Annotated in this window: 20 protein-coding genes and 2 riboswitches; of the genes, 9 read left to right on the top strand and 11 right to left on the bottom strand. The window is 70.4% G+C overall.

The features are described from left to right. Positions 1 to 11: 11 nt before the first annotated feature. Entirely contained in the window at positions 12 to 773 is a 762-nt protein-coding gene (gene cobF / locus DAA40_RS07215) for a precorrin-6A synthase (deacetylating) (RefSeq protein WP_199849568.1), read from the top strand. On the opposite strand, the gene DAA40_RS07210 is transcribed toward cobF, so the two are convergent. The 4 genes from DAA40_RS07210 to cobN all read right to left on the bottom strand — a co-directional run bounded on the left by DAA40_RS07210 (position 736) and on the right by cobN (position 6,919). Further along, positions 736 to 1,296 carry a bifunctional adenosylcobinamide kinase/adenosylcobinamide-phosphate guanylyltransferase gene (locus DAA40_RS07210; protein WP_106848940.1) on the bottom strand — a complete coding sequence of 187 codons (561 nt, stop codon included), beginning with the start codon at positions 1,294 to 1,296 and terminating at the stop codon, positions 736 to 738. The two genes, cobF and DAA40_RS07210, sit on opposite strands and share 38 nt — an antisense overlap. Continuing rightward, positions 1,293 to 2,132, bottom strand: coding sequence for an adenosylcobinamide-GDP ribazoletransferase (locus DAA40_RS07205; RefSeq protein WP_106848939.1), 840 nt, complete (start codon positions 2,130 to 2,132; stop codon positions 1,293 to 1,295). The genes DAA40_RS07210 and DAA40_RS07205 overlap by 4 nt, the downstream gene beginning before the upstream one ends. Before the next feature lies 1 nt (position 2,133). Continuing rightward, positions 2,134 to 3,165 (bottom strand): nicotinate-nucleotide--dimethylbenzimidazole phosphoribosyltransferase, encoded by a 1,032-nt coding sequence (cobT, locus tag DAA40_RS07200; protein WP_106848938.1) that lies wholly within the window; start codon positions 3,163 to 3,165, stop codon positions 2,134 to 2,136. A gap of 136 nt (positions 3,166 to 3,301) precedes the next feature. Beyond that, the gene (gene cobN, locus DAA40_RS07195; RefSeq protein ID WP_106848937.1) at positions 3,302 to 6,919 is read right to left on the bottom strand and encodes a cobaltochelatase subunit CobN; all 3,618 of its coding nucleotides are present in this window, start codon (positions 6,917 to 6,919) and stop codon (positions 3,302 to 3,304) included. A gap of 64 nt (positions 6,920 to 6,983) precedes the next feature. Beyond that, a riboswitch (cobalamin riboswitch) is annotated at positions 6,984 to 7,113 on the bottom strand. A gap of 43 nt (positions 7,114 to 7,156) precedes the next feature. On the opposite strand from cobN, the gene DAA40_RS07190 reads away from it, so the two are divergent. The 3 genes from DAA40_RS07190 to DAA40_RS07180 are packed head-to-tail and all read left to right on the top strand — an operon-like array spanning position 7,157 to position 10,478. Further along, on the top strand, positions 7,157 to 8,275 hold the full coding sequence (locus tag DAA40_RS07190) for a cobalamin biosynthesis protein CobG (RefSeq protein WP_106848936.1): 1,119 nt from the start codon (positions 7,157 to 7,159) through the stop codon (positions 8,273 to 8,275). After that, entirely contained in the window at positions 8,272 to 8,958 is a 687-nt protein-coding gene (locus DAA40_RS07185) for a precorrin-8X methylmutase (RefSeq protein ID WP_106848935.1), read from the top strand. The genes DAA40_RS07190 and DAA40_RS07185 overlap by 4 nt, the downstream gene beginning before the upstream one ends. Further along, positions 8,955 to 10,478, top strand: coding sequence for a precorrin-2 C(20)-methyltransferase (locus DAA40_RS07180; RefSeq protein WP_106848934.1), 1,524 nt, complete (start codon positions 8,955 to 8,957; stop codon positions 10,476 to 10,478). Before DAA40_RS07185 ends, DAA40_RS07180 begins: the two co-directional genes overlap by 4 nt. Before the next feature lie 97 nt (positions 10,479 to 10,575). Here DAA40_RS07180 and DAA40_RS07175 read toward each other — a convergent pair whose 3' ends face one another. The 6 genes from DAA40_RS07175 to cbiT form a co-directional block, all read right to left on the bottom strand. Next, positions 10,576 to 11,448: an energy-coupling factor ABC transporter ATP-binding protein gene (locus DAA40_RS07175; RefSeq protein ID WP_106848933.1), complete on the bottom strand. Its 873-nt coding sequence runs from the start codon at positions 11,446 to 11,448 to the stop codon at positions 10,576 to 10,578. Further along, positions 11,445 to 12,218: a cobalt ECF transporter T component CbiQ gene (gene cbiQ / locus DAA40_RS07170; RefSeq protein WP_106848932.1), complete on the bottom strand. Its 774-nt coding sequence runs from the start codon at positions 12,216 to 12,218 to the stop codon at positions 11,445 to 11,447. The genes DAA40_RS07175 and cbiQ overlap by 4 nt, the downstream gene beginning before the upstream one ends. Before the next feature lie 3 nt (positions 12,219 to 12,221). Further along, on the bottom strand, positions 12,222 to 12,581 hold the full coding sequence (locus DAA40_RS07165; RefSeq protein WP_199849567.1) for an energy-coupling factor ABC transporter substrate-binding protein: 360 nt from the start codon (positions 12,579 to 12,581) through the stop codon (positions 12,222 to 12,224). Next, a complete protein-coding gene (locus DAA40_RS07160) occupies positions 12,574 to 13,260 on the bottom strand; it encodes an energy-coupling factor ABC transporter permease (RefSeq protein WP_106848930.1) in 687 nt (228 codons plus the stop codon). The genes DAA40_RS07165 and DAA40_RS07160 overlap by 8 nt, the downstream gene beginning before the upstream one ends. A gap of 30 nt (positions 13,261 to 13,290) precedes the next feature. Further along, a riboswitch (cobalamin riboswitch) is annotated at positions 13,291 to 13,442 on the bottom strand. 145 nt (positions 13,443 to 13,587) lie between these two features. Next, positions 13,588 to 14,400, bottom strand: coding sequence for a precorrin-4 C(11)-methyltransferase (gene cobM, locus DAA40_RS07155; RefSeq protein ID WP_106848929.1), 813 nt, complete (start codon positions 14,398 to 14,400; stop codon positions 13,588 to 13,590). Beyond that, positions 14,397 to 15,647: a precorrin-6Y C5,15-methyltransferase (decarboxylating) subunit CbiT gene (gene cbiT / locus DAA40_RS07150; RefSeq protein WP_199849566.1), complete on the bottom strand. Its 1,251-nt coding sequence runs from the start codon at positions 15,645 to 15,647 to the stop codon at positions 14,397 to 14,399. Before cbiT ends, cobM begins: the two co-directional genes overlap by 4 nt. A gap of 212 nt (positions 15,648 to 15,859) precedes the next feature. On the opposite strand from cbiT, the gene DAA40_RS07145 reads away from it, so the two are divergent. From DAA40_RS07145 to DAA40_RS07125, 5 genes are read left to right on the top strand one after another with little or no spacing between them, the layout of a single operon-like run. Next, positions 15,860 to 17,917, top strand: coding sequence for a VWA domain-containing protein (locus tag DAA40_RS07145; protein ID WP_106848927.1), 2,058 nt, complete (start codon positions 15,860 to 15,862; stop codon positions 17,915 to 17,917). Beyond that, positions 17,917 to 18,531, top strand: a complete 615-nt coding sequence (gene cobO / locus DAA40_RS07140) for a cob(I)yrinic acid a,c-diamide adenosyltransferase (protein ID WP_106848926.1) — start codon at positions 17,917 to 17,919, stop codon at positions 18,529 to 18,531. The genes DAA40_RS07145 and cobO overlap by 1 nt, the downstream gene beginning before the upstream one ends. Positions 18,532 to 18,535: 4 nt before the next feature. Continuing rightward, positions 18,536 to 21,094, top strand: coding sequence for a cobyrinate a,c-diamide synthase (locus tag DAA40_RS16630; protein WP_106848925.1), 2,559 nt, complete (start codon positions 18,536 to 18,538; stop codon positions 21,092 to 21,094). Then, positions 21,091 to 22,077 carry a uroporphyrinogen-III C-methyltransferase gene (gene cobA / locus DAA40_RS07130; RefSeq protein WP_106848924.1) on the top strand — a complete coding sequence of 329 codons (987 nt, stop codon included), beginning with the start codon at positions 21,091 to 21,093 and terminating at the stop codon, positions 22,075 to 22,077. Before DAA40_RS16630 ends, cobA begins: the two co-directional genes overlap by 4 nt. Then, positions 22,074 to 23,057 carry a cobalamin biosynthesis protein gene (locus DAA40_RS07125; RefSeq protein ID WP_106848923.1) on the top strand — a complete coding sequence of 328 codons (984 nt, stop codon included), beginning with the start codon at positions 22,074 to 22,076 and terminating at the stop codon, positions 23,055 to 23,057. The genes cobA and DAA40_RS07125 overlap by 4 nt, the downstream gene beginning before the upstream one ends. On the opposite strand, the gene DAA40_RS07120 is transcribed toward DAA40_RS07125, so the two are convergent. Next, a complete protein-coding gene (locus DAA40_RS07120; protein ID WP_106848922.1) occupies positions 23,017 to 23,751 on the bottom strand; it encodes a cobalt-precorrin-6A reductase in 735 nt (244 codons plus the stop codon). The two genes, DAA40_RS07125 and DAA40_RS07120, sit on opposite strands and share 41 nt — an antisense overlap. Positions 23,752 to 23,783 lie beyond the last annotated feature (32 nt).

Genomic DNA, 23,783 nt, shown 5'->3' with positions numbered 1-23,783 from the left:
TGGCCCGTCGCGTGCATATCATCGGCGTCGGCCTCGGGTCACCGTCCCACCTGACGGGCGAGGCGATCGCGGCGATGAACGAGGTCGACGTGTTCCTCGTCCCCGACAAAGGGGAGCGCAAGAGCGAGCTGCTCGAGCTGCGCCGGTCGCTGTGCGAGCAGGTGATCGAGCACGATAGGTGGGAGCTGCGCACGATCTCCGATCCGGAGCGTGGCCCGGACGCCGAACGCGATGACGATCAGTATCGGGCCGGCGTCGCCGCCTGGCACAGTGCCCGCGTCGCCCGGCTCGTCGACGAGTTCCGCGGTATGCCCGACGGTGCGACGGTCGGCTTCCTGGTGTGGGGCGATCCTGCCTTCTACGACAGCACCATCCGCATGGTCGACCAGATCGCGGGACAGATGGACCTCGATGTGCGGGTGATCGCCGGTATATCGGCGATCCAGGTGCTAGCCGCCGAGCACGGGATCCCGTTGAACGCTGTGGGCGGGCCGGTGCACATCACGACCGGGCGCCGCCTGGTCGAGGACTGGTCCCCCGATCAGGGCACCGTGGTGGTCATGCTCGACGGTCACCTGGCCTGCCGCGGGCTCGTGCAGCGCGCGCCCGACCTGCAGATCTACTGGGGTGCGTGCGTGGGGATGCCGCAGCAGCAGCTGCGCTCGGGCCGGCTGGCCGACGTGATCGCCGAGATCGAGCAGGCCCGCGCTGCGGTGCGCGAAGAGCTCGGCTGGGTCATGGACGTCTACGCGTTGGTGTCGCCGCGTCCTTGATCACCAGGGGACAGCCCGCCACGAGGAGGACGACCTGGTCGCACACCGCGGCCAGCCGCTGGTTCGCCGTACCGATCCAGTCGGCGAAGATCCGGCCGCTTCGGTGCTCGCTGACCAGCGACAGGCCGACCTCCTCCGTGACCACGACCAGATCGTGCTCGACGGCAGCGACCGCACCGACCAGGGCATCGAGCCGGCCGGCGAGCAGCCGCTGCCAGTCGGTTCCGGCGTCCTCCCACAGGTCGAGCTCGTCGAGCTGGCGGGTGAGCCAGCTTCCGACCGAGTCGAGCAGAACGACGCCCGGCGCCTCGCGCAGGGAACGCGGCACATCCAGCGTCTCAACGGTCGTCCACGCAGACGGACGACGCGCCTGGTGGGCATCGACCCGGGCCCCCCACTCCAGGTCGCTCGCGGAGGGGACGGCGCCGGTTGCCAGATAGGTCGCCTGCTCGGCGTCCGCGATCAGTCCCTCGGCGTACTGCGACTTCCCCGAACGAATCCCGCCGGTCACCAAGGTCTTCATGCCGCTGCGCCGATCGCGAGCACGACGAGCACCGCGGTGAGTGCGAGCTCGATGGCGCCGCCGATCACGTCACCAGTGATGCCGCCGATCTTGCGTAGGACCATGCCCAGGAAGATACCCAGGACGACGATCACCCCGCCAACGGCGGCCAGACCCCACCACCACGCCAGACCGCTCACCGCGGCCGCGCCGGCAAGCGCCGCCGAGACGATCAGGGCGACGCCGATCACCGCAGGCGCCGGCACGCTACGCGCGACGACGGCGCCCATCCCGGAGGCGCGCGCCGTCGGGATGCGCCTGCTGCACAGCATCGTCGCGGCGGTCCGGGAGGAGCAGATCGCCGTGGCCGCGAGCAATCCCGCCCAGGGCAGCACGGTCAGCGCGGCGAGCGAGCTCGCTTGGGCGAGAAGTGTGAGCACCAGCCCGGCCACACCCATCGGGCCGACGTCGCCGCTGCGCATGATCTCCAACGCCCGGTCCTTGGTCCAGCCACCACCGAGCCCGTCGATAGTGTCGGCGAGCCCGTCCAGATGCATCGCCCGCGTGAGCACGGCGATCGTAGCCAGGCACAGCGCGGCGCTCACCAGCGCCGGCGCGCCGGCCATCAACGCGAGCCACAGCAGGATCCCCGCCACAGCGGCGATCGGGACGACGGCAAGCGGTGCGGCGATCATCGCAACCCGACCGGCGCCGCGTGGCAGCGGGTGGATGTCGCCGACCGGGAGGATCGTGAGGGTCCCGACCGCGAGCCGCAGCCCCGGGCCGAGTGATCCCGCGCCCGTGGACGTCCTGCCGGGCTCGCGGGCGGGGTCGGGGACGGGGTCGGGGACGCTCATCTCACCCCAGCGCGTCTGCGAGTAACGCCATCTCGCGCATCAGCAGCACGCTCGAGCGCACGAGCGGAAGGGCCGCGATCGCGCCGGACCCCTCCCCGAGCCGCATCCCGAGATCGAGCAACGGAGTGATCTGCAAGGCGGCGAGTGAACGGCTGAGCGATGGCTCGGGACTGCGGTGCCCGGCCAGGCACCAAGCGCGCACACCCGGTGCGAGCGCCTCGGCGTAGAGCGCCTCAGTCGTTGCGATGTTGCCGTCGAGCAGCAGCGGTACGCCGGCGCGCGCTGCCGCGATCATGATCCCGACGCCGACCGCGATGTCCGGTGAGCCGATCCTGCGCAGCCTCTCCTGTGCGCTCTGGTCATCGGCGACGCGGTCGATGATCCGCTGCACGACCTCGATCTTGCCGGCGTACGCCGCGTCGTCCAGTCCGGCACCGCGCCCGGTGACCTGAGCTGCCGGAAGGCCGAGCTGGGCCCCGACCAGTGCGGCGCTCGGCGTGGTGTTGCCGATGCCGAGATCCCCGACGATGAGCAGCTGGGCTCCGGCAGCGACCTCCTCGGTGGTGATACGGGCTCCAGTCTCGAGAGCGGCCGCGAGCTCGTCATCGGTCATTGCGTCGGCGGTGTCGATAGGGCGGCACGAGCGTGCGAGCTTGTGAGCGTCGATCCCGTCGGCGAAGGTGCCGGCCTCGACGTCCACGCTGATATCGAGAACGCGCAGCGACACGTCGTGCTGCCGGGCCAGCACCGAGACGCCCGCGCGCCCCGCCGCGATCTCGTTCACCATCGCGATCGTGACGGCTGAGGGATAGGCCGCGACGCCCGACGCGGTGACGGCATGATCCCCGGCAAGCACGACTGCGCGGACGTTCGTGAGGGGATCTGGCGGGCACTTTCCCTGGGTAGCGGCGATGAACGCTCCCACCTCCTCGATCCGCCCCAGCGACCCCAACGGCTTCGCCAACGCGTCAAACCGCGCCTGTGCTTCCTCCCTTGCATTCGTCGAGGGGGAGGGGATCTCAGGACTGATCATCTGGGCTCCTGGTAGGTCGTGCGATGATCTGGCGAATGTGAGGTGATCCGGGCGATCGTGAGGTCACTGGGTGGGTAGCTGCGGGAGGGCCCGTAGTGAGGGTGGATGGGGCCGAAGGGCGTGTGCGGGTCCATTCCTACTCCTCGAGGTCGCCCTCGACCGACAGATACACCTCGTGCATGTCCGTCATCAGCTGCGGATCGGGGGTTTCCCACAGGCCGCGGTCGGCGGCTTCGGAGAGCTTCTCGACGATCCCCCGCAGCGCCCATGGGTTGGCCTTGCGCATGAAGTCCTGATTGACCTTGTCGAGCACATACTCCTGCGCGAGCTTCTCATACATCCAGTCCGGAATGACGCCAGCGGTTGCGTCGAATCCGAACAGGTAGTCGACGGTCGCCGCGAGCTCGAAGGCGCCCTTGTAGCCGTGCTTCTGCATGGCCGCGATCCAGCGTGGGTTGACGACGCGGGCCCGGAAGATCCGGTTGGTTTCCTCGGTCAGCGTGCGGGTCCTGACCGCGTCCGGGGTGGTCGAGTCGCCGACGTACGCCTTGGGCTCGGCGCCGGTGAGCGCGCGCACCGTCGAGATCATCCCGCCGTGGTACTGGAAGTAGTCATCGGAGTCGAGGATGTCGGATTCGCGGTTGTCGACGTTCTTGGTCGCCACCTGGATGCGGGCGTAGTTGCGCTGCATGTCCTCGCGGGCCGGCCTCCCGTCCAGATCGCGGCCGTAGGCATAGCCGCCCCACTGCGTGTAGACCTCCGCCAGGTCGGCGTCATCGCGCCAGCTGCCCGACTCGACCACCTGCAGGACGCCTGCGCCATAGGTGCCGGGCTTGGATCCGAAGATGCGCGTCCGCGAGCGGCGCTCGTCGCCGTGCTCGGCGAGGTCGGCGCGGGCGTTGGCGCGCACGTAGTTCATCTCGTCGGGCTCGTCGAGCTCACTGACCAGCTTGACGGCATCGTCCAGCAGCGCGATGACGTGCGGGAAGGCGTCTCGGAAGAAGCCTGAGATCCTTACCGTGACGTCGATCCGCGGGCGGCCCAGCTCGTCGAGCGGAATCGGCTCGAGCCCGACGACCCGTCGGGACTGCTCGTCCCAGACCGGTACGACACCCATGAGGGCGAGCACCTCGCCGATGTCGTCACCCGAGGTGCGCATCGCCGAGGTGCCCCACGCCGACAGACCGACCGAGCGCGGCAGCTCGCCGGTCTCCTCCTGGTATCGCTCCAGCAGCGACTCGGCCATCGCCAACCCGGTCTGATAGGCCAGCCTGGAGGGGATCGCCTTGGGGTCGACGGAGTAGAAGTTGCGTCCGGTGGGCAGCACGTTGACCAGGCCGCGCAGCGGCGACCCGGAGGGGCCGGCGGGGATGTATCCGCCGCCCAGCGCGTGCAGCACCATGTCGATCTCCCGATCGGTGCGCCGCAGCCGAGGCACGATCTCGGTGCAGGCGAACTCGAGCGCGGCAGCGGCATCGTCGTTGGCCTCGCCGAGCACCGAGCGGACGACGTCCGCTACTCTGCTCATGTCCCAGGCATTCTCGGCCATCGCGACGACGAGCGCGCGAGCCGTTTCCTCGGCAGCGTCGGTGTCGGCCTTCGACGAGGAGTTCTCCTCCAGGCCGAGCGCCGAGCGCAGCCCGCGGACGTGGCCGGTGGTGCCGCCGAACATCTGGTTGGCGCGCAGCATCGCCAGTACCAGGTTGAGCATGCCGTCGCTCTCGGGCGCCTGGCCCAGCACGTGCAGCCCGTCGCGGATCTGCACGTCCTTGATCTCGCAGAGCCACCCGTCGACGTGCATCACGAACTCGTCGAACGCCTCGTCGTCCGGTCGCTGCTCGAGCCCGAGGTCGTGATCCATCTTGGCGGCCTGGATGAGCGTCCAGATCTCACCGCGCAGGGCGGGTGCCTTCGCCGGGTCCATCGCACTGACGTTGCCGTACTCGTCGAGCAGCTGCTCGAGTCGCGCGATGTCGCCGTACGACTCGGCGCGGGCCATCGGTGGCACGAGGTGGTCGATGATGGTCGCATGAGCGCGGCGCTTGGCCTGGGTGCCTTCCCCGGGGTCGTTGACCAGGAAGGGGTAGATCAGCGGCAAACTGCCCAGCGCCGCGTCGGGTCCGCAGCCCGCCGACAGCGCGAGATTCTTGCCGGGCAGCCATTCGAGGTTGCCGTGCTTGCCGACGTGGACGACCGCGTGCGCACCGAACTCCCGCTCGATCCACTGGTAGGTAGCCACATAGTGGTGGGTCGGGGCGAGGTCCGGGTCGTGATAGATCGCAATCGGGTTCTCGCCGAACCCTCGCGGCGGCTGGACGAGCAGGACGACGTTGCCCGACACGAGCGCGGCCGAGACGATCTCGCCGTCCGGGTTGGTGCTGCGGTCGACGAACAGCTCGCCGGGTGCCTCGCCCCACGCGTCGGTCATCGCCTCGCGCAGATCCGCTGGCAGGGCGGCGAACCACTGCTGGTAGCTCGCTGCGGGGATCCGCACCTGGTGCTCGGAGACCTGCTGCTGGGTGAGCCATTCGGGATCCTGGCCGCCGGCCTCGATCAGCGCGTGGATCAGCGCGTTGCCGGCGGTGGTGTCGGGCTCCTCGCCGTCGATCCGGGGCAGCGGATCGACGCCGGGCAGTGTGCACGGCGCGCCGAGGTCGTAGCCGGCCTCACGCATCGCACGCAGCAACCGAATCGTGGACACGGGAGTATCGAGACCGACGGCGTTGCCGATGCGGGAGTGCTTGGTGGGGTACGCCGACAGCACCACGGCGATCTTGCGCTCGGCCGGCGGGATGTGCCGGAGCCGCGCGTGGTTGACCGCGATTTGCGCGACGCGCGCGCAGCGCTCGGCATCGGGTACGTAATGCGGCAGGCCGTCGGAGTCGGTCTCCTTGAAGGAGAAGGCGACGGTGATCAGCCGCCCGTCGAACTCCGGGACCGCCACCTGGGTGGCGACGTCCAGCGGGGACATACCGTCGTCCGACTCGCTCCACGACTCGCGACTCCAGGTCAGGCACAACCCTTGCAGGATGGGGATGTCGAGGTTGGCGAGCGCTTCGACGTCCCACGACTCGTCGTCCCCGCCGGCGGACGCCGTCGCGGGCCGGGTGCCGCCGGCCGCGAGGACCGTAGTGACCAGCGCGTCGAGGGTGCCGAGGTACTCCAGCAGCTCGTCGGGGGCATCGCGCAGCGAGGTCGCGTGGATCGGGACGCCAATGCCGCCGGCCGCGTCGATCGCGTCGGCGAGGGCGTGCACGTAGGCGGTGTTCTCGGCGGCGTACTGCGCGCGGTAGAACAGCACGCCGACCCGCGGCCGATCGGCGTCCGGGGGCGCGGGCCGGTCGAGCACGCCCCAGGTGGGCAGCTCGGCCGGCGGCTCGAACCCGTCGCCGGTCATCAGGAGGGTGTCGGACAGGAAGCGGTGCAGGTTCTCGAGGTTCGCCGCGCCACCGTACGCGAGATAGCGGTGGGCCTCCGAGACCGCGCCTTGCGGTGCGGTCGACAGCGTCATCAGCTCGGCGCTCGGGGCCTGCTCGCCGCCCAGCACGACCACCGGCACCGCGAGATCGGGCAGCCCGGGCAGGAGGGTAGCGAGGTCCTGCGGGCCGCCGAGGACGCGCGCGATGACGATGTCGCAGTCATCGAGCGCGGGGGCAGCGGTGCGGGCGGGGTTGGCCCACAGGTAATCGGCGCCGCTCGCGCGAGCGCTCAGCAGATCGGTGTCAGAGGTCGACAGGAGGGCGATACGGGCCATCGACTAGCAGCTCCTCGCCGGGGTGTCCGCGCCCCGGGTGCGTAGGGTCGCCACCGGCCTGCCCGGTGGTCTCGGCCGCGGTGGCGTTCCTGACTTGCCCTCGGGTGCAGCTGATGCACGAGCGCTCACAGTGGCGGGACCGCCCCGGATTCGCACCGGGTTCCGCACGCGCGACCGCTCGACAGCCTATCCGGACCGCCGCGGGCGCCAGGATTCGGCTGGGCCTACACTCGCGGCGTGTCCCTGAGCTCAACCACGCGTCCGGCCGACGATCGCTGCCCCGGCGTCCTGCGTCCATACGTCAGCGGCGACGGCACACTGGTGCGGCTGCGGGCCCCGGGGGGACATATCCCGACGGCGACGCTCAGCGCCCTCGCCCGGTATGCCGCGACGAACGCAGCGCCGGTCATCCAGCTCACCAGCCGCGGGAACCTCCAGCTGCGGGGTCTTCCCGATCCGCTGCCGGCCGACCTAGAGCCGTTCGTTATCGAGCTCGGCCTGCTGCCGTCGTCCACCCACGAGGTGATGCGCAACATCATCGCCTCACCGTTCGAGGCCACCCCGGTCGCTGCGATTGTCGCGGCGTACGACGAGGTGCTGCGCGCCGACCCGACGCTGGCCCGGCTGCCCGGTCGCTGGCTGGTCGCGATCGACGACGGATCCGGGGACGTGATGAGTACGCCGTGGGATGTCTCCTACCAGGCAAGCGCCCCCGAGCACGGAATCGTCCGGGCGGCGAGCTCCGGCCTCGGTCGCCAGGTGACGCGGGCCGACGCCGCCGCCGCGCGGATCGAGGCCAGCCGCCGGTTCGTCGCGCATCGCGAGCCGAGCGGGCACCAGCCGGTGATCTGGAATGCTCGTGAGCTCTCCGGCCGGGCGGACCTGCTCGGCGAGGGTGCCGGGCCCGTCGGCGAGCCGCGGGTCAGCGCCCCTCCGTCCCCGGGTGCGTACGGCGACGACCTCCTGGCCGGGGTCCCGCTCGGCATGCTGGAGCAGCATCAGGCCGAGCTGCTCACCGAGCTGGCGGAGGAGGTCGTGCTGACGCCATGGCGGTCCGTGCTCGTGCCTGGTGCTGCGGCCCAGGCCTCGCGGGTGGCCGGTGCGGGACTGGTCGTCGATGCCGCCAGCGGGTTCACTCGGGTGACTGCCTGCGTGGGCGCGCCGCACTGTGCTCGCACCGGCTCGCCGACATTGCAGATCGCTCGCGGTCTCGCGCGCGATGAGGACGTGCCGGCGGTGCACGTCAGCGGCTGTGATCGTCGGTGTGGACACCCGGCACAGGCGATCGACGTCATCAACCCCGCCGATCTCGTACAAGCTCGCGCGTTGATCGCAGACCTGGAGCCCGCCCAATGAACCAGATCCACAGGCCCGCCCGCGCATACGAGTACGAGACCGACGGGCAGGAGATCTACCGCCAGTCCTTCGGGATGATCCGCGACGAGGCTCGCGCGCGGTTGTCGGCGTTGCCGGACGACGTCACCGATGTCGCAGTCCGGATCGTCCACGCCGCAGGCGATGTAGCCGTCGCCGACCAGATCGCCGCGCACCCGGACGTCGTCCGCGCCGCGCGCTCGGCGCTGCGATCGGGCGCCCCGATCCTCGCGGACAGCAACATGGTCGCGCACGGCGTGACCCGTCGCCGGCTGCCCGCCGACAACGAGGTGATCTGTCTGCTGCGCGACGACCGGGTTCCTGCATTGGCGCGAGAATGGCAAACCACCCGATCTGCGGCGGCCGTCTCGCTGTGGGCCGACCGGCTGGAGGGTGCGGTCGTCGCGGTCGGCAACGCCCCGACCGCGCTGTTCCATCTGCTGGAGATGCTGGAGGATCCCTCCCTCGGGACCCCTCGCCCGGCCGCGATCGTGGGCATGCCCGTCGGCTTCGTCGGCTCGGCCGAGTCGAAGACTGCGTTAGCCGAGCACGAGTTGCCCGAGGGCGGCCAGGTCCCATGGATCGTGGTGCACGGCCGTCGTGGCGGATCGGCGATGGCGGCTGCCGCGCTCAACGCGCTCGCGCACGAGTCCGAGCTCGCATGAGCACGGGACGACTGTGGGGAGTTGGCCTTGGACCGGGTGATCCGGGCCTGATCACCGTCAAGGCGGCCGGGTTGATCGGGAACGCCGATGTGATCGCGTATCACGCCGGAGCGGGCGGCAAGCAGTCGATTGCGCGCGCGATCGCGGCCGATCTGATTCCAGCGGGCGTGATCGAGGAAGAGCTGCGATATCCGGTCACGACGGGGAACTACGATCACCCCGGCGGTTATCACGGGCTGCTGAACGACTTCTATGCCGAGTGCGAGCGGCGGCTCGCCGCGCACCTCGAGCAAGACCGCGACGTCGTCGTCATCGCGGAGGGCGATCCACTGTTCTACGGGTCGTTCATGTATCTGTACGACCGGCTTTCACCGCGCTTCGCCACCGAGGTGGTGCCGGGGGTGACGGCGATGGCGGGCGCCACCGCGGCGATCCCCGAGCCGCTGTGCCGTCACGAGGACGTGCTCACCGTGCTCCCCGGCACCCTTCCCGTCCCAGAGCTGGCGCGCCGTCTGGCCGACACCGACGCCGCAGTGATCATGAAGCTGGGCCGCACCTTCAGTGGAGTCCGGGAGGCGCTGCGACAGGCCGGCGTACTTGACCGGGCGGTGTATGTCGAGCGGGCCACCCGAGACTCCCAGCAGATCATGCCGGCGCGGGAGGTCGACCCCACCACTGTGCCGTACATGTCGATCATCGTCGTCCCCGGACTCGATCGGCGCGCGGACGCTGCCGGCCGCGCGACCCGAGACGAAACGCAGATCGCCGCCACTGCGGAAAAGCAGACGGGAACAGTCCACGTCGTCGGGCTCGGCCCTGGGCCGGACAAGTGGCTCTCGCCCGAGGCCGGTGAGATCCTGGCCCGCGTGGACGACGTCATCGGCTATGCGCCGTACGTCGATCGGGTGCCCCAGCGCGAGGGTCTCACCCGGCATGCCAGTGGCAACACCGTCGAGGTCGACCGCGGCCGGCACGCCCTCCAGCTGGCGAAGAGCGGCCGCGAGGTGGCGGTCGTCTCCGGCGGCGACGCAGGAGTGTTCGGCATGGCCGCCGCCGTCTTCGAGGCTGCGGAGGACCCGGCCTACGCGGATGTCGACATCAACGTGGCACCGGGGATCTCGGCCGCGCTGGCCGCCTCGGCCCTCGCCGGAGCGCCGCTCGGTGCCGATCTGGTGCTGATGTCGATGAGCGACCGGCTCAAGCCGTGGCAGGTCATCGAGAAGCGGCTCCGCGCAGCGGGCGAGGGCGACTTTGTGGTCGCGATCTACAACCCGCGCTCCCGTTCGCGTCCCGATCAGCTCGAGCAGGCCCGTCAGGTGCTGCTGGAGGTAAAGGCCCCCGGCACCATCGTGATCGTCGCGCGGGACGTCGGCCGGGCAGAGGAGTCACTGCAGGTCACCACGCTCGACGAGCTCGACACCGAGACGGTCGACATGAAGTGCCTGGTGATCGTCGGCGCGTCGTCCACCCGCGTCACGCCGTCCGGCCGGGTCTGGACCCCGCGCTTCGTGTCGGACTGACGCAGCGCCACGGAATGCCCCGGTCGCTCCTTGCCCGACTGGTTCGGCGGCGGCGCCGGAACCGCTGCATCCCTTCCGCGCCGTCGGTCAGGTCGCCTTAGCCCGGATCGCCAAGGACATCATCGCCTCTTGCTGATCCGTCGCGGATCAGATCAGCGATGTCGGCGGGCGAGCGGGGCCGGTTCGCCGCATCGAAGGCAATCCCGGCCCGGCGGAGCAGGTCGACCTGCCACGGAAGCTGTAGCCGAGCGGCATCGAGCAGCGCGTCGTCGGTGAGCACGTCGGCGACTGGTCCCTGCTGCACGACGCCCGCGTGCACGACCGCGACCTCATCCGCCCAGCGCCAGGCGAGATCCACATCGTGGGTGGCCAGCACGACGGTGGTGCCGGCATCCTCGAGCCGGCGCAGAACGCCGTACAGCTGGTGGACGGTCGTAGGGTCGAGGCCGGCGCTCGGTTCGTCGAGCAGCAGCACGGACGGGCGCATCGCGATGGCACCGGCGATCGCTACTCGTTTTCGCTGCCCGTACGAGAGCTGATGCACGGCGCGGTCGGCGAGATCGGCGATGCCGAGCAGGTCGAGGGCCTCGCGGACCCTCGCGAGCACGGCCGCGTCGGGCAGCCCGAGGTTGATCGGCCCGAACGACACGTCTGCTCGGACGTCGGCGGAGAAGAGCTGATCGTCAGGATCCTGCAGCACGAGCTGCACGTGCTGCCGGTGGGTGTTCATCGCACTTTGCTTATAGCGCAAGGGAGTACCACGCGAGATGACGGTGCCGGATGCGGGCTCATGTGCTCCCGAGAGGCAGCGAAGCAGAGTGGTCTTGCCGGAGCCGTTGGCGCCCATGACGGCCAGCCGCACTCCCCTCATGACCTGCACCGAGGCGTCGTGTAACACGTCGGGAGCCCCGCGGTAGCCAGCGCGCACCGATTCAGCCGCCAGGAGCATCGCGTCGTCGGCCGGCGTCATCGCATGAACCTCGCCAGAACCGAGACGGTCACGAGCGCGGCGAGGAGTATGACTGCTGCGACCACGAACCACACCGAGACCGGCCGGGCAGCCGACAGCGTCCGCAGCGAGCCGGTGTAGCCGCGTCCGGCGAGGCCCTCCTCCAGCCGTCGTGCTCGGCCCCATGCCTGCATGAGTACGGCGCCACCGAGGGCGCCGACCGACCGCCGGGCCGCGCGGCCCGAGGAGTAACCGAGGCGGGCTCGTTGCGCCTCCATGATGGTCGATGCCGCCCCGAGCAAGGCGAACAGTAGCCGGTAGATGAGGCTCGCGATGTCGATCAGCACCTCCGGCACTCGCAGCCGTCGTAGGCCGGTGAGGATGTCCGACATCGGTGTCGTCGACGCGAGCAGGAGGAGTGCTGAGAACGCCGCCATACTCCGCGTGGTCACCTGGGCCGCGAGAAGCAGGCTCTGCGTGGTTGCCGAGAACGGACCCCACGACCACACCGCGTCGGGCGGCGGTGTGCCGATGTGCACGGCGATCACCGCCGACCCGATGATCACGAACGAGGCGGGCGCGAGCAGCGCCAGCAGGTAGCCGCGGGCCGGCACCCGGGCGAGGGCGATCGCGATCGTCATCGCCGTGCCGAGAATCAGCAGCGAGACCCACGGCGCCGGCGACGTGACTGCGACCAGCAGCAGACCGATCGACAGCAGCGCCTTCTCCGCTGTCGATCGGCCTCTCCAGTGGCTGCTCCACGCCGCGTCATCGAGGGCGAGTCGCGCCATTCGCTAGCGGGCGTCTGTCGAGTGCGGCGCGCTCGGGCCGACGACGGAGCCGTGAGCGTCCGTGCGGGGCCGGTTACGCTGCCACAGTGCGCCGAGCGCGAACCCGAGGACGCCGGCGCCGATCGCCGCCTGAAGCGCGAACAGGCCCGACTCGATCTCGCCGGACTCGGCCTCGAACAGTGGTGAGAACCAGGGCTCGTAGTCGGGGTTGGCCTCCTCCACCATCTCGGTGGCGGCGGCGTCCGTGCCGCCGAAGACCTCGTCGCCGTCCGCGACCTCCTTCTGGTTTCCCAGCATGAAGGCGATCCCGAAGAGAACCGCAACCGCGATGACGATAAGCGTGTTGATCATCCACCTACGCATGAGCCGGCTCCTTGTCCTTCGCCTCGGGCAGCGCCACCTTGAGCTCAGAGAGCTCCTTGGGTGCCCACGACCGCAGGGCATTGAACAGCAGGACGCCGATCAAGCCTTCGATGATCGCCAAGGGGATCTGGGTGACGGCGAAGACGCCCATGAACTCGACCCAGGCGGCGCCGAAGCCGCCGTGGCCGCTGGGGAACGCCAGCGCGAGCTGTGTCGCTGTCATCACGTAGGTCGCGAGATTTGCCATCGCGACACCGCAGAAGACTGCGACGGAGAACGGCGCCTTGCCGAGCAGCCGATAGATGCCGTAGCCGACCCAGGGGCCGACGACTCCCATCGAGAAGACATTGGCGCCGAGGGTGGTCAGCCCACCGTGCGCGAGCAGCAATGCCTGGAAAAGCAGGACGACAGTGCTCAGTGAGGCCATCACGGGAGGTCTGAAGATGATCGCGCCGACTCCCGTGCCGGTCGGGTGCGACGAGCTGCCCGTGACCGACGGCAGCTTGATCGCCGACATAACAAAGGTGAACGCTCCGGCCGCGCCCAGCAGCAGCTTGGCGTTCGGATGTTCCTTGGCGGTGCGAGCGAGGGCACGAGTGCCGTGGACGACGAACGGTGCGGCGGCTATTGTCCAGCAAGCCGCGTGGACAGGGGGCAGAAAACCCTCGGCGATATGCATATCGCGGACCTCTCTCGGGAGTGCGCGTCCCGAACGGGGGGCAGACGCGGGCGAGTTCCTGACTCACGTGCGGCGCGTAGCGCAGCATGCTCACAGTGGCGCGACCGTCCCGGATTCTCACCGGGTTCCTCGCTAGCGCGTCTGATGACGATGAGGAGGGTACCGCGCGGCGTCCGGAATGCCCTAACGCGCATCCGCCCGCACAGAGGGACCCCGGATGCGGTAGCCGTTACCTCGCAGCCGGCACGATCGCGGTATGTCGCAGCACATCGGTGACAGTGCGCGGGTGTCCTGGCACAGAACTGTCACAGAGGTCCCGAGAGCAGACTATTGGCCTAATAGCGGGGTAGGACCCACCGCATCCGGCGGGAACGAGGTAGCACCTGCCGCATCCGCGACAGCCCCGCCGCACCGGGACTGGTAGAGGTGCGAGTCGACGAAGCCCTCGGCGTCCAGGGCCCAGCCGATGATGATCACGGCCGCCTGCCGCAGGCCGTGTGCTTCGACCTGGCCGGCGATGTCGGCGAGCGTGCCGCGCAGGACCACCTCCTCGGGCTGGCTGACCTGCGAGCCGACCACGACCGGGCAGTCCGCTCCGTAGTACGGCGCCAGTTCCTCCGCGAGGCGCCGTGTGTGCCGGATCGCCAGGTGCAGCACGAGTGTGGCGCGGGTCTGGGCGAAGGCGGCGAGTGTCTCGGACGGCGGCATCCTGGTCGAGTCCCGCTGCGCGCGGGTCAGGACAACCGACTGGGCCACCTCCGGAACGGTCAGCTCGCGGCCGATGAGCGCGGCGGTCGCGGCGTACGCCGGGACGCCGGGAGTGATGTCCCAGGGCACGCCCTCGCGGTCCAGGCGCCGCGCCTGCTCGGCGATCGCCGAGTACACCGACGGGTCGCCCGAGCACAGCCGGGCGACGTCCTTGCCCTCGCCGGTCGCGCGCGTCATGTGCTCGATGATCTCGTCGAGGTTGAGCCGCTGGGTGTCGATCAGCTCGGCGCCCGGTGGGCAGTGCGATAGCACCTCGTCGTCCAGGTAGGTGCCGGCGTACAGACACACCGGGCTCGACTGCAGCAGTCGGACTGCGCGCACGGTCAGCAGGTCGTGGGCGCCCGGTCCGGCGCCGATGAAGTGAACGGTCATGGCGGGCTGCTCTCCTCGTACGGCCGGACGGCGGCCCATTCGACGACGGGACGTGCGGGTTTCCAGGACAGATAGCGACCCAGCGGCTCGGCGTGCTCGATGCTGATCCGCCGCAGCTCGCCGCCGTGGCGCCGCCTCGCCTCGACCACCAACTGCTCGGTCTCCAGAGTGACGGTGTGGACGACGATCCGCCCGCCCGGACGCAGCGCCGACCACGCGCGCTCGATGACTTTTGCGTCGGCGCCGCCGCCGATGAAGACGGCGTCCGGCACCGGCAGCGCATCAGCCGATCCACCGGCCACATTTACGGCGTCGGCGATCGTCGCGCGGACCACGCGCACGCCGGTGACCCCCGCGGTCGCTGCGTTGCGGACGATACGGTCGGCGCGCTCCTCGTCGCGCTCGACGGCGATGGCGCGGCAGCGCGGGTCGTGCAGGGCCCACTCGATCGCGATCGATCCGGCTCCGGCCCCGAGGTCCCACAGCAGCTGGCCGGGCGCCGGCCGCAGGGCCGCGATCGCGCACGCGCGGACCTCGCTTTTGCTGAGCTGGCCGTCGTTCTCGTACGCCGCGTCGGGGCGACCCGGGGAGGTGCCGACCGTCGGTCCGTGCGCGGGCAGTTCGAGTGCGATGATGTTCAGCCGCGGAAGACCGGACGCCGTCTGCGCCTCGGCGGGTGTCAGCGCGGTCCGGGACTCGGCGACCGAGCCGAGATCGCCCAGTACGGTGAGCGTCGCCTCGGCCCAGCCGGCGTCCACCAGCTCGCGGGCGACCGCGCCGGGGGTGGTCTCATCGGCCGACAGCAGGAGGATCCGGCGTCCGGGCGTGAGCCGCGAGCGGACGGCGTACGCCGGGGCCGAGACCAGCGACAGCGCATCGCACTCGCCGGCCGACCAGCCCATCCGGGCCCGGGCCAGCGCCACGGACCCGACGGCGGGGTGGATCCGGACCGTGTCTGCGTCGAGGCGGCCGATCAGTGTCTTCCCGATCCCCGAGTCGAGGGGGTCGCCGGTGGCGAGGACGACGACCGGCAGTGGTCCGGTGCGCAGCTCGGCAAGCAGGTCATCGAGACCAGAAAGCAGTGGCCGCGGCCATTCCAATCGCCGCTGGACGGGGCCGGACGCAGGCGGCAGCGTGGCGAGGAGGCGGGGCGAGCCGACCACGACGGCGGCGTCCAGCACGAGCCGGCGCAGGTCGTCCGGCAGCGACGACACTCCGCTGGCCGGCACGCCCACGACCTCGATCACGGCGGCAAGTGTAGACGGGTCGTGCCCGGCCTGCGCCGGGATGGCATGATTGGGTGCGATTCTCAGCGAGAAATTGCGGTATATCCCGCAGCGGTCCCGCCACTGTGAAGCCACCTCGATGTGGACGAGCCAGGACATCGCGAGTATCCCGCCGGCCAGCTCAGGCCGCCGGCTCGCGATCGGCAAGCGAGGCACTTGCCAGGAGGAAGCAGATGTCGCAGTTCCCGTTCTCAGCGATCCTCGCCGCCGATGACATGGCGCTCGCGCTGGTCCTCACCTCGATCTCGCCGGATGTCGGCGGCGTCCTCGTGCGAGGTGAGAAGGGGACCGCCAAGTCGACGATGGTGCGGGCGCTGGCCGAGATCATGCCTCCGCAGCGAGTGGTCGAGGGCTGCCGGTTCGGTTGCGACCCTGACCGCCCCGACGTCACCTGCCCGGATCGTGACAAGCACGAGCCAGGCGCGACGACCCGCCCGGCGCGGCTGGTCGAGCTGCCGGTCGGCGCGACCGAGGATCGGGTGATCGGCTCGCTGGACCTGCGCAAGGCGCTCGGTGAGGGGCGTGCCGAGTTCAAGCCTGGCCTGCTCGCCGACGCCAATCGAGGGATCCTCTACGTCGACGAGGTCAACCTGCTGCACGACCACCTGGTCGACCTGCTGCTAGATGCCGCAGCGATGGGCCGCAACACCGTCGAACGCGACGGCATCTCCTTCTCGCACGACGCCCGCATCGTGCTCGTCGGCACGATGAACCCCGAGGAGGGCGAGCTGCGCCCGCAGTTGCTGGACCGCTTCGGGCTTACTGTTGAGATTGCGGCCAGCCGCGAGCCCGCTACCCGCCTCGAGGTGGTCCGCCGCCGACTCGCCTTCGACGCTGACCCCGGCGCCTTCAACGCGCGGTTCGCCGAGGCGCAAGCCGGGTTGCGCGAGCGGATCGCCGCCGCCCGCCAGCGGCTTGGCGGCGTGCGGCTGCCCGACCGCGAGCTCGAGCGGATCTCCCGCGTCTGCGCCGGTTTCGACGTCGACGGGATGCGCGCCGATATCGTCACCGCACGTGCGGCCAGGGCGCACGCCGCCTGGCACGGTCGTGCTGCGGTGACCCGTGACGACGTACGGGCCGCCGCCCGGCTCGCGCTGCCCCACCGAAGGCGCCGCAATCCCTTCGATGCCCCCGAGCTCGACGAGGACCTGCTCGACCAGCTCCTCGGCGACGACGAGCCGGATGATCCCGGTTCCGGCGACGCAGGCCAGGACGACAGGGGTTCCGAGGACGCACGCCAGGACACCGGGGGTTCCGAGGACGGGGGTCCGGACGACGGTCCCGCCGGGGAATCGCCTGCCGCCGAGTCGCCCTCCGCACCGCAACCGCACGAGCCGTCGCAGCAGCCGCAATCCGAGCGTGACGCGGCCGATCAGCCAGATGTTGCGCCCGCTCCGCAAGGGGTGGCCTCAGCCGCCGCGCCGTACGTCGCCCGCAGCTTCGCGGTCCGTGGCCTTGGCGCCGGGCAGGCCGGACGACGCAGCCGCGCGATCACCGACCACGGCCGCACCATCGGTGCGACGACCGAGCAGGTCCGCCGGCTGCACCTGCCCGCGACGGTCACCGCTGCAGCGCACTCGCGGGCGAAGGCGCCGTACGATGGCCGGCTTCGTCTACAGGCCAGTGATCTGCGCGGCGTCATCACCCAAGGCCGCGAGGCGAACCTGGTGCTGCTGGCCGTCGACGCGTCCGGTTCGATGGGGGCCCGGCAGCGGATGAACGAGGTCAAGACCGCCGTCCTGTCGTTGTTGATGGATGCCTACCGCAAACGTGACCGAGTGGGGCTGGTTACCTTTCGTGGCAGCGATGCAGAGCTTTCGCTGCCGCCGACGACGTCCGTCGAGGCCGCTGAACGCTGCCTGCGCGAGCTGCCGCACGGTGGGCGTACGCCACTGGCCGAAGGGCTGCTGCGCGCCGCACAGGTGCTGCGTGTCGAGCGGATCCGCGACCCTCGGCGCCGGGCGCTGCTCGTGCTGCTGACCGACGGCCGGGCGACGAGCGGCAAGCAGGCCCTCGGGCGCGCGCAGCGCATCGCCGACGCATGGCCGGGAATCGGGGTGGAGACCGTCGTGATCGACTGCGAGACCGGCCGCTTCCGCATGGGGCTGGCCCGCGACCTCGCCGTCCGGATGGGGGCGGCGTATGTGCCGCTGCCCGAGGTCGCGGCCGATGCGCTGGTCGACCTCGTGGACGGCGCGCGCACCGATCCGCAGAGAAGGAGGGCCGCCTGATGGCTCAGGGACAACCGCCGGTCGAGGCCGCGGACGGCCTGACCACCCGGCAGCGCCGCAACCAACCGCTGGTGATCGTGCACACCGGCCTAGGGAAGGGAAAGTCGACTGCTGCCTTCGGGCTCGCGCTGCGGGCCTGGAACCAGGGCTGGTCGACCGGAGTGTTCCAGTTCGTGAAGTCCGCGAAGTGGCGGATCGGCGAGCAGAGCGCGCTCGAGACGCTCAACGAGGTGCACCGCGACACGGGTAAGGGCGGACCGATCGAGTGGCACAAGATGGGCTCGGGCTGGTCATGGTCGCGCAAGGCCGGCACCGATGAGGACCATTCTCGTGACGCACGGGAAGGCTGGGCGGAGATCAAGCGGCGACTCGCCGCCGAGACACACACGCTGTACGTCCTCGACGAGTTCACCTATGTCATGAAGTGGGGCTGGGTAGATATCGAGGACGTCATCGAGACCCTCCAGGACCGGCCCGGCTACCAGCATGTCGTCATCACCGGACGCGACGCCGATCCGCGGCTGATCGAGAACGCGGACGTCGCCACCGAGATGACGAAGCTCGCGCATCCCTTCGACCGCGGGCAAAAGGGCCAGAAGGGCATCGAGTGGTGATCCGTTGCTGAGCATCCCCCGCGTCGTGATTGCCGCTGCCGCATCCGGGCAGGGCAAGACGACCGTCGCAGTGGGGCTGATGGCCGCGCTCACCCGGGCCGGTCACCAGGTCGCACCCGCGAAGGTCGGTCCGGACTACATCGATCCCGGATACCACGCACTCGCGACTGGGCGCCCGGGACGCAATCTCGACCCCTGGTTGTGCCGCGAATCGCTGATCCTCCCGCTGCTCGCCCATGGGCACGCGACCCCCGAACCCGCTGCACTGTCGATGATCGAAGGGGTCATGGGCCTCTACGACGGACGGCTCGGCACCGACGGGTTCGCCTCCACAGCGCACATCGCGGCGCTGACGGCCAGCCCGGTGATCGTCGTGGTCGACATCTCCGCCGCCGCTCGCACGGTCGCCGCCACCGTGCATGGCCTCGCCGTCTTCGATCCGGCGGTGCAGGTTGCCGGCGTGATCCTGAACAAGGCCGGCTCGCAGCGGCACTCCGACGAGGTGCGGCGGTCGGTAGAGCGCGCGGGCTATCCGGTGCTCGGCGTATTGCCGCGCGACGCGGGGGTGAGCGCACCGTCGAGGCATCTCGGGCTCGTCCCGGCTGCGGAGCGGGAGGACGTCACGCGGGCGCTCGACCTGCTTGCCGAGCAGACCGCGGAGTACATCGATCTGGACGCCGTACGTCGGATTGCCTCGAGCGCCGATGATCTAGCCGTCGAGGCGTGGATGCCGCCCGTTCGGGACCGGTCCGCGCGGCCGATCGTCGCGGTTGCCGGTGGACGGGCATTCACCTTCCGTTACGCCGAGACCGACGAGCTACTGCGCGCGCAAGGTCTGGAACCGGTGGTCTTCGACCCGTCTCGGGATGCTGCCCTCCCGGCGGGAGCGGCCGGCCTGTACCTCGGAGGCGGGTTCCCGGAGATGCATGCCTCCGACCTCGCCGGCAACGCGCCGTTGAAGAAGGAGATCCGCAGCGCCGTCCTCTCCGGCATGCCGACGGTGGCTGAGTGCGCGGGAATGCTCTATTTGTGCGAGTCCGTCGAAGGGCACGACTTCGTCGGCGTGATCCCAGCGAGAGCGGCGATGCATCCGCGATTGACCCTGCAATACCACCGCGCCGAGCTAGGCGTCGACAGCGTTCTCGGCCCGGCCGGCACCGAGGTGCGCGGGCACGAGTTCCACCGGACCCGCACCTCGCCGTCCGCAGGTGACACGCCAGCGTGGCGGTTTGATGCGGACGGCGGCCGGCAGGCCGAGGGGTTTGCACTCGACCCGGCCGGCACCGGCCGGGCGACCATCCACGCGTCCTATCTGCACACGCACTGGGCCGGGAACCCCTCGTTGGTCGAGTCATTCAGCGACTCGGTGGCCGCTTTCGCCGCTGCGTCGGGTGCCCTCGGACCCGTGGCAGCCTCGACCGTCCGTGCGCATGATTCGGTCAGTGGCTCAGGGGATTGGCGTCCTGCGGCGTCTCCACGCGCGCTGGTCGACGACCGTGGGGACCGCGGGCGGCTCGAGGATCGTGGGGCTGCGGTTGGGCTAGGTTCGTTGGATCACCATGGTGATGCCGAGCTGGGCGACGGGCTGATTGATCTGGCGGTCAACGTGCGGGCCGATGCTCCGGAGCCGTGGCTGCTGCAACGGATCGCCGAGAGCCTCGACCGCATCGCGCCGTACCCGACGACGGCCCCGGCGCGCCGCGCGATCGCCCGTAGGCATGGCCTTCCCGACGACATGGTGCTGCCCACGAATGGCGCCGCCGAGGCGTTCACTCTGATCGCCCGCGCGTTCCCGGCACGCCGTCCGGTCGTCGTCCACCCCCAGTTCACCGAGCCCGAGGCGGCGCTGCGGCGAGCGGGCGTGACGCCCGAGCAGGTGATCCTGCACGAGCGTGACGGGTTCGTGCTGCACGCGGCGGCGATTCCCGAGGACGCCGACCTGGTCGTGATCGGCAACCCGACGAACCCGACCGGCGTACTTCATCCGCGCGGGGCACTCCGCAGCCTGCAGCGCCCGGGACGGATCCTCGTGGTCGACGAGGCGTTCATGGACGCCGTGCCAGGAGAGCCCGAGACGATCATCGGTCCCGACCTGGACGGCGTGGTGGTGATCCGCTCGCTGACCAAGACCTGGTCGATAGCCGGATTGCGCGCCGGGTACGTCATCGCGCCGCGAGATCTCATCACCCTGCTGGAGGCACAGCAGCCGCACTGGTCGGTCTCGACTCCGGCAGCGTGCGCGATGGAGGCGACGGCGACGCCGGTGGCCGTGGCCAAGGCGGCGGCCGAGGCCGCCGAGATCCAGCAGTGGCGTGGCGCACTCGTCACCGGTCTGCAGCGGTTGGGGCTGCGCCCGGTGAGCGGGCGCGCGCCGTTCGTTCTCGTCAAGGCCGGCATCGGTGTCCGCGAGAAGCTGCGCGACCGGGGGTTCGCCGTCCGCACCGGCGCGAGCTTCCCAGGCCTTGGACCTGAGTGGGTCCGCATCGCTGTCCGCGACCCGCAGACCACCGCGGCGCTGCTTGAGGCGCTGGTTGGCGTCGTCAGCGAGGAGGCACCCGCGTGAGCACGGCTCTTTCCGTCGGTGGCCGCTCCGTGCTGCTGCACTCGCCGGGAGCCGGCGTCGCCGAGCGCATCCATGCACTGCTCACCGACGGCGCGCGAGTCACCGTCCTCGAGACCGATCCCGACGCGACGCTGCGCGATCTCGCCTCACGCGGGCTGGTCGAGCTCGTCACGCAGGCCGACCCGATGCTGTACGACGTGGTGGTGCGAGACCAAAGTCGCACCGCCGAACCTGTCGTCGTGGCGGCGGATCCGGTCGACGGCAGCGTGACGCTGGTCGGGGGCGGTCCTGGCGATGAGGGATTGCTCACGATCGCCGGTCTACAAGCGATCCGCAACGCCGACGTGATCGTGTGCGACCGGCTGGCACCGCTCGGTGCGCTCCGCGAAGCACGTCCGGACGCCGAGGTAGTGCACGTCGGCAAGATCCCCCGCGGGGAGTTCACCCCGCAGGCGGCGATTAACGAGATGCTCGTCGAGCGCGCGAAGGCCGGCAAGCGGGTCGTCCGGTTCAAAGGAGGCGACAGCTTCGTCTTCGGTCGCGGCGGCGAGGAGTGGAACGCCTGTGTCGCAGCAGGTGTACCGGTCCGGTCGATCCCCGGCATCAGCTCGTCGATCGCCGCTGCCGAGCTGGTCGGGATTCCGGTCACTCACCGCGCCGTGACCCAGGGCTTCATCGTGGTCTCCGGCCACGTCGCTCCGGGCGACGAACGCAACGACGTCGATTGGGCAGCGCTGGCGTCGTCCCGGCTGACGATTGTCGTCCTGATGGGTGTGGCCGCGCTACCGCAGATCGCGGAGCGTCTGATCGCCGAAGGGCTCTGCGCGCAGACTCCCGCGGCGTGTATCGCCGATGCGAGCATGCCGAGCCAGCGCAGCGTCTGCGGAACCCTCGCCGATATCGGCCAGAAGGCGAGCGCAGCGGGAATCAGCGCGCCCGCGGTGACGATCATCGGCAAGGTCGTCACGGCACTGGCCCGGTGAGAGCACTACGACGGGCGGCCGAGGTCGATCCGGTCAGTCTCGGTCTCGTGCTCGGTTTCATCGCCGACCGTCTGCTCGGCGATCCGCGTCGCTTCCATCCGGTGGCGGGCTTCGGTCAGATTGCGGCTGCGCTGCAGCAGCCGATGTACGGCGACTCGCGGTCGCGCGGGATCGGGTACGAGGCGGTCCTCGTCGGCGCGAGTATCAGCCTCGGGGGACTGCTCACTCGATCGGCCCGTCGTTCGCACTGCCGCGCGGAAGCATTGACCGTGCTCGCGGCAGTGTCGACCTGGGCGGTGCTCGGTGGTCGTAGTCTCCAGCGTGAGGCCGGCGCGGTGCACGACCTCGTGACGCGAGGCGATCTTGAGGCGGCCCGGCATCGGGTGCGCTCGCTGGTGGGCCGCGACCCGAGCGCGCTCAATGCCGACGGGCTCGGCCGGGCCTGTGTGGAGTCGGTCGCCGAGAACACCTCCGATGCTGTGGTTGGTCCGTTGTTCTGGGGCGCGATTGCCGGTGTACCAGGGCTTTTGGGTTACCGCGCGGTCAACACGCTCGATGCGATGGTCGGCCATCGAACGCCGAGGTGGGAGCGTTTCGGCTGGGCCGCGGCCCGCTTCGACGACCTCGCCAACATCCTGCCCGCCCGCCTGGCTGCCGCGCTCACTGCAGCATTGTCGGGCCGGCCCGGTGAAGTACTGCGCATCGTACGGCGCGACGCCTCCGCGCACCCGAGTCCGAACGCCGGCCCGATCGAGACGGCGTTCGCGGCCGGCCTGGGCGTGCAGCTGGGCGGCAGCAATGTCTATGCCGGGCGGGCCGAGGACCGCGGCACGCTCGGAGACGGGCGGGCGGTGACGATCGGGGACGTGCCCCGCGCGGTCCGGCTCAGCAGCCGGCTCTCGTGGGCGGCTCTCGGCGCCGTGGTGGGCGTCCGGATCGCTAGTGGAGCAGCGTCGCGAGCACGTCGTCGAGGGTGCTGACCTCACGTGCTCCCGTCGGCGTGTCGGGTCGCCGTACGACGACCACGGGGATACTGAGTCGATCGGCTGCGGTGAGCTTCGCGGCGGTATACGAGCCGCCGGAGTCCTTGGTGAGCAGCACATTCACACCGTGCCGGCTCATCAGCGAGAGCTCGGCGTCCACCTCGTATGGCCCACGGTCCAGCACCACCGTCCACGCCGACGGAGCCTGCTCGCCGAGCGGCTCTACAACCCGGACCAGCGCCCGACGGTCCCACCACCCGTCGAGGTAGTGGGTCAGCGTCTGACGGCCCGTAGTGATGAATGGCCGAGAGCCCAGCCGATCGGCGGCTATCTGGGCCTCGGCGTACGACGAGACCCACGTCCAGCCGCCGGCCAGCGCATGCGAGCGCCAGCCAGGCCGCGCATAACGAACGAACGGGACGCCGGCTCGATCGGCCGCGGCCACCCCGTGCGCACTCATCGTCGTCGCGTAGGGGTGGGTTGCATCGACGACGTGCGTAATGCTGTCGGTGCTGATGAGCTCGGCCAGGCCGTCGATGCCGCCGAAGCCACCGATGCGCACCTCGCCGGCCGGAAGACGAGGCGTGGACACTCGGCCGGCGAGCGAGGAGACGACCGCGACTGCGCGATCGGTCAGGGCCTGCGCCAGCGCGCGTGCCTCGGCGGTGCCGCCGAGGATCAACACGCGCATGCTGACTCCGAATCGTCTCCGGCTCCGGTGCG

Source organism: Blastococcus sp. Marseille-P5729, assembly GCF_900292035.1.
Lineage (GTDB): Bacteria > Actinomycetota > Actinomycetes > Mycobacteriales > Antricoccaceae > Cumulibacter.
The sequence above is the reverse complement of the archived record's forward strand: the minus strand, read 5'-3'. Positions and strand labels throughout refer to the sequence as shown.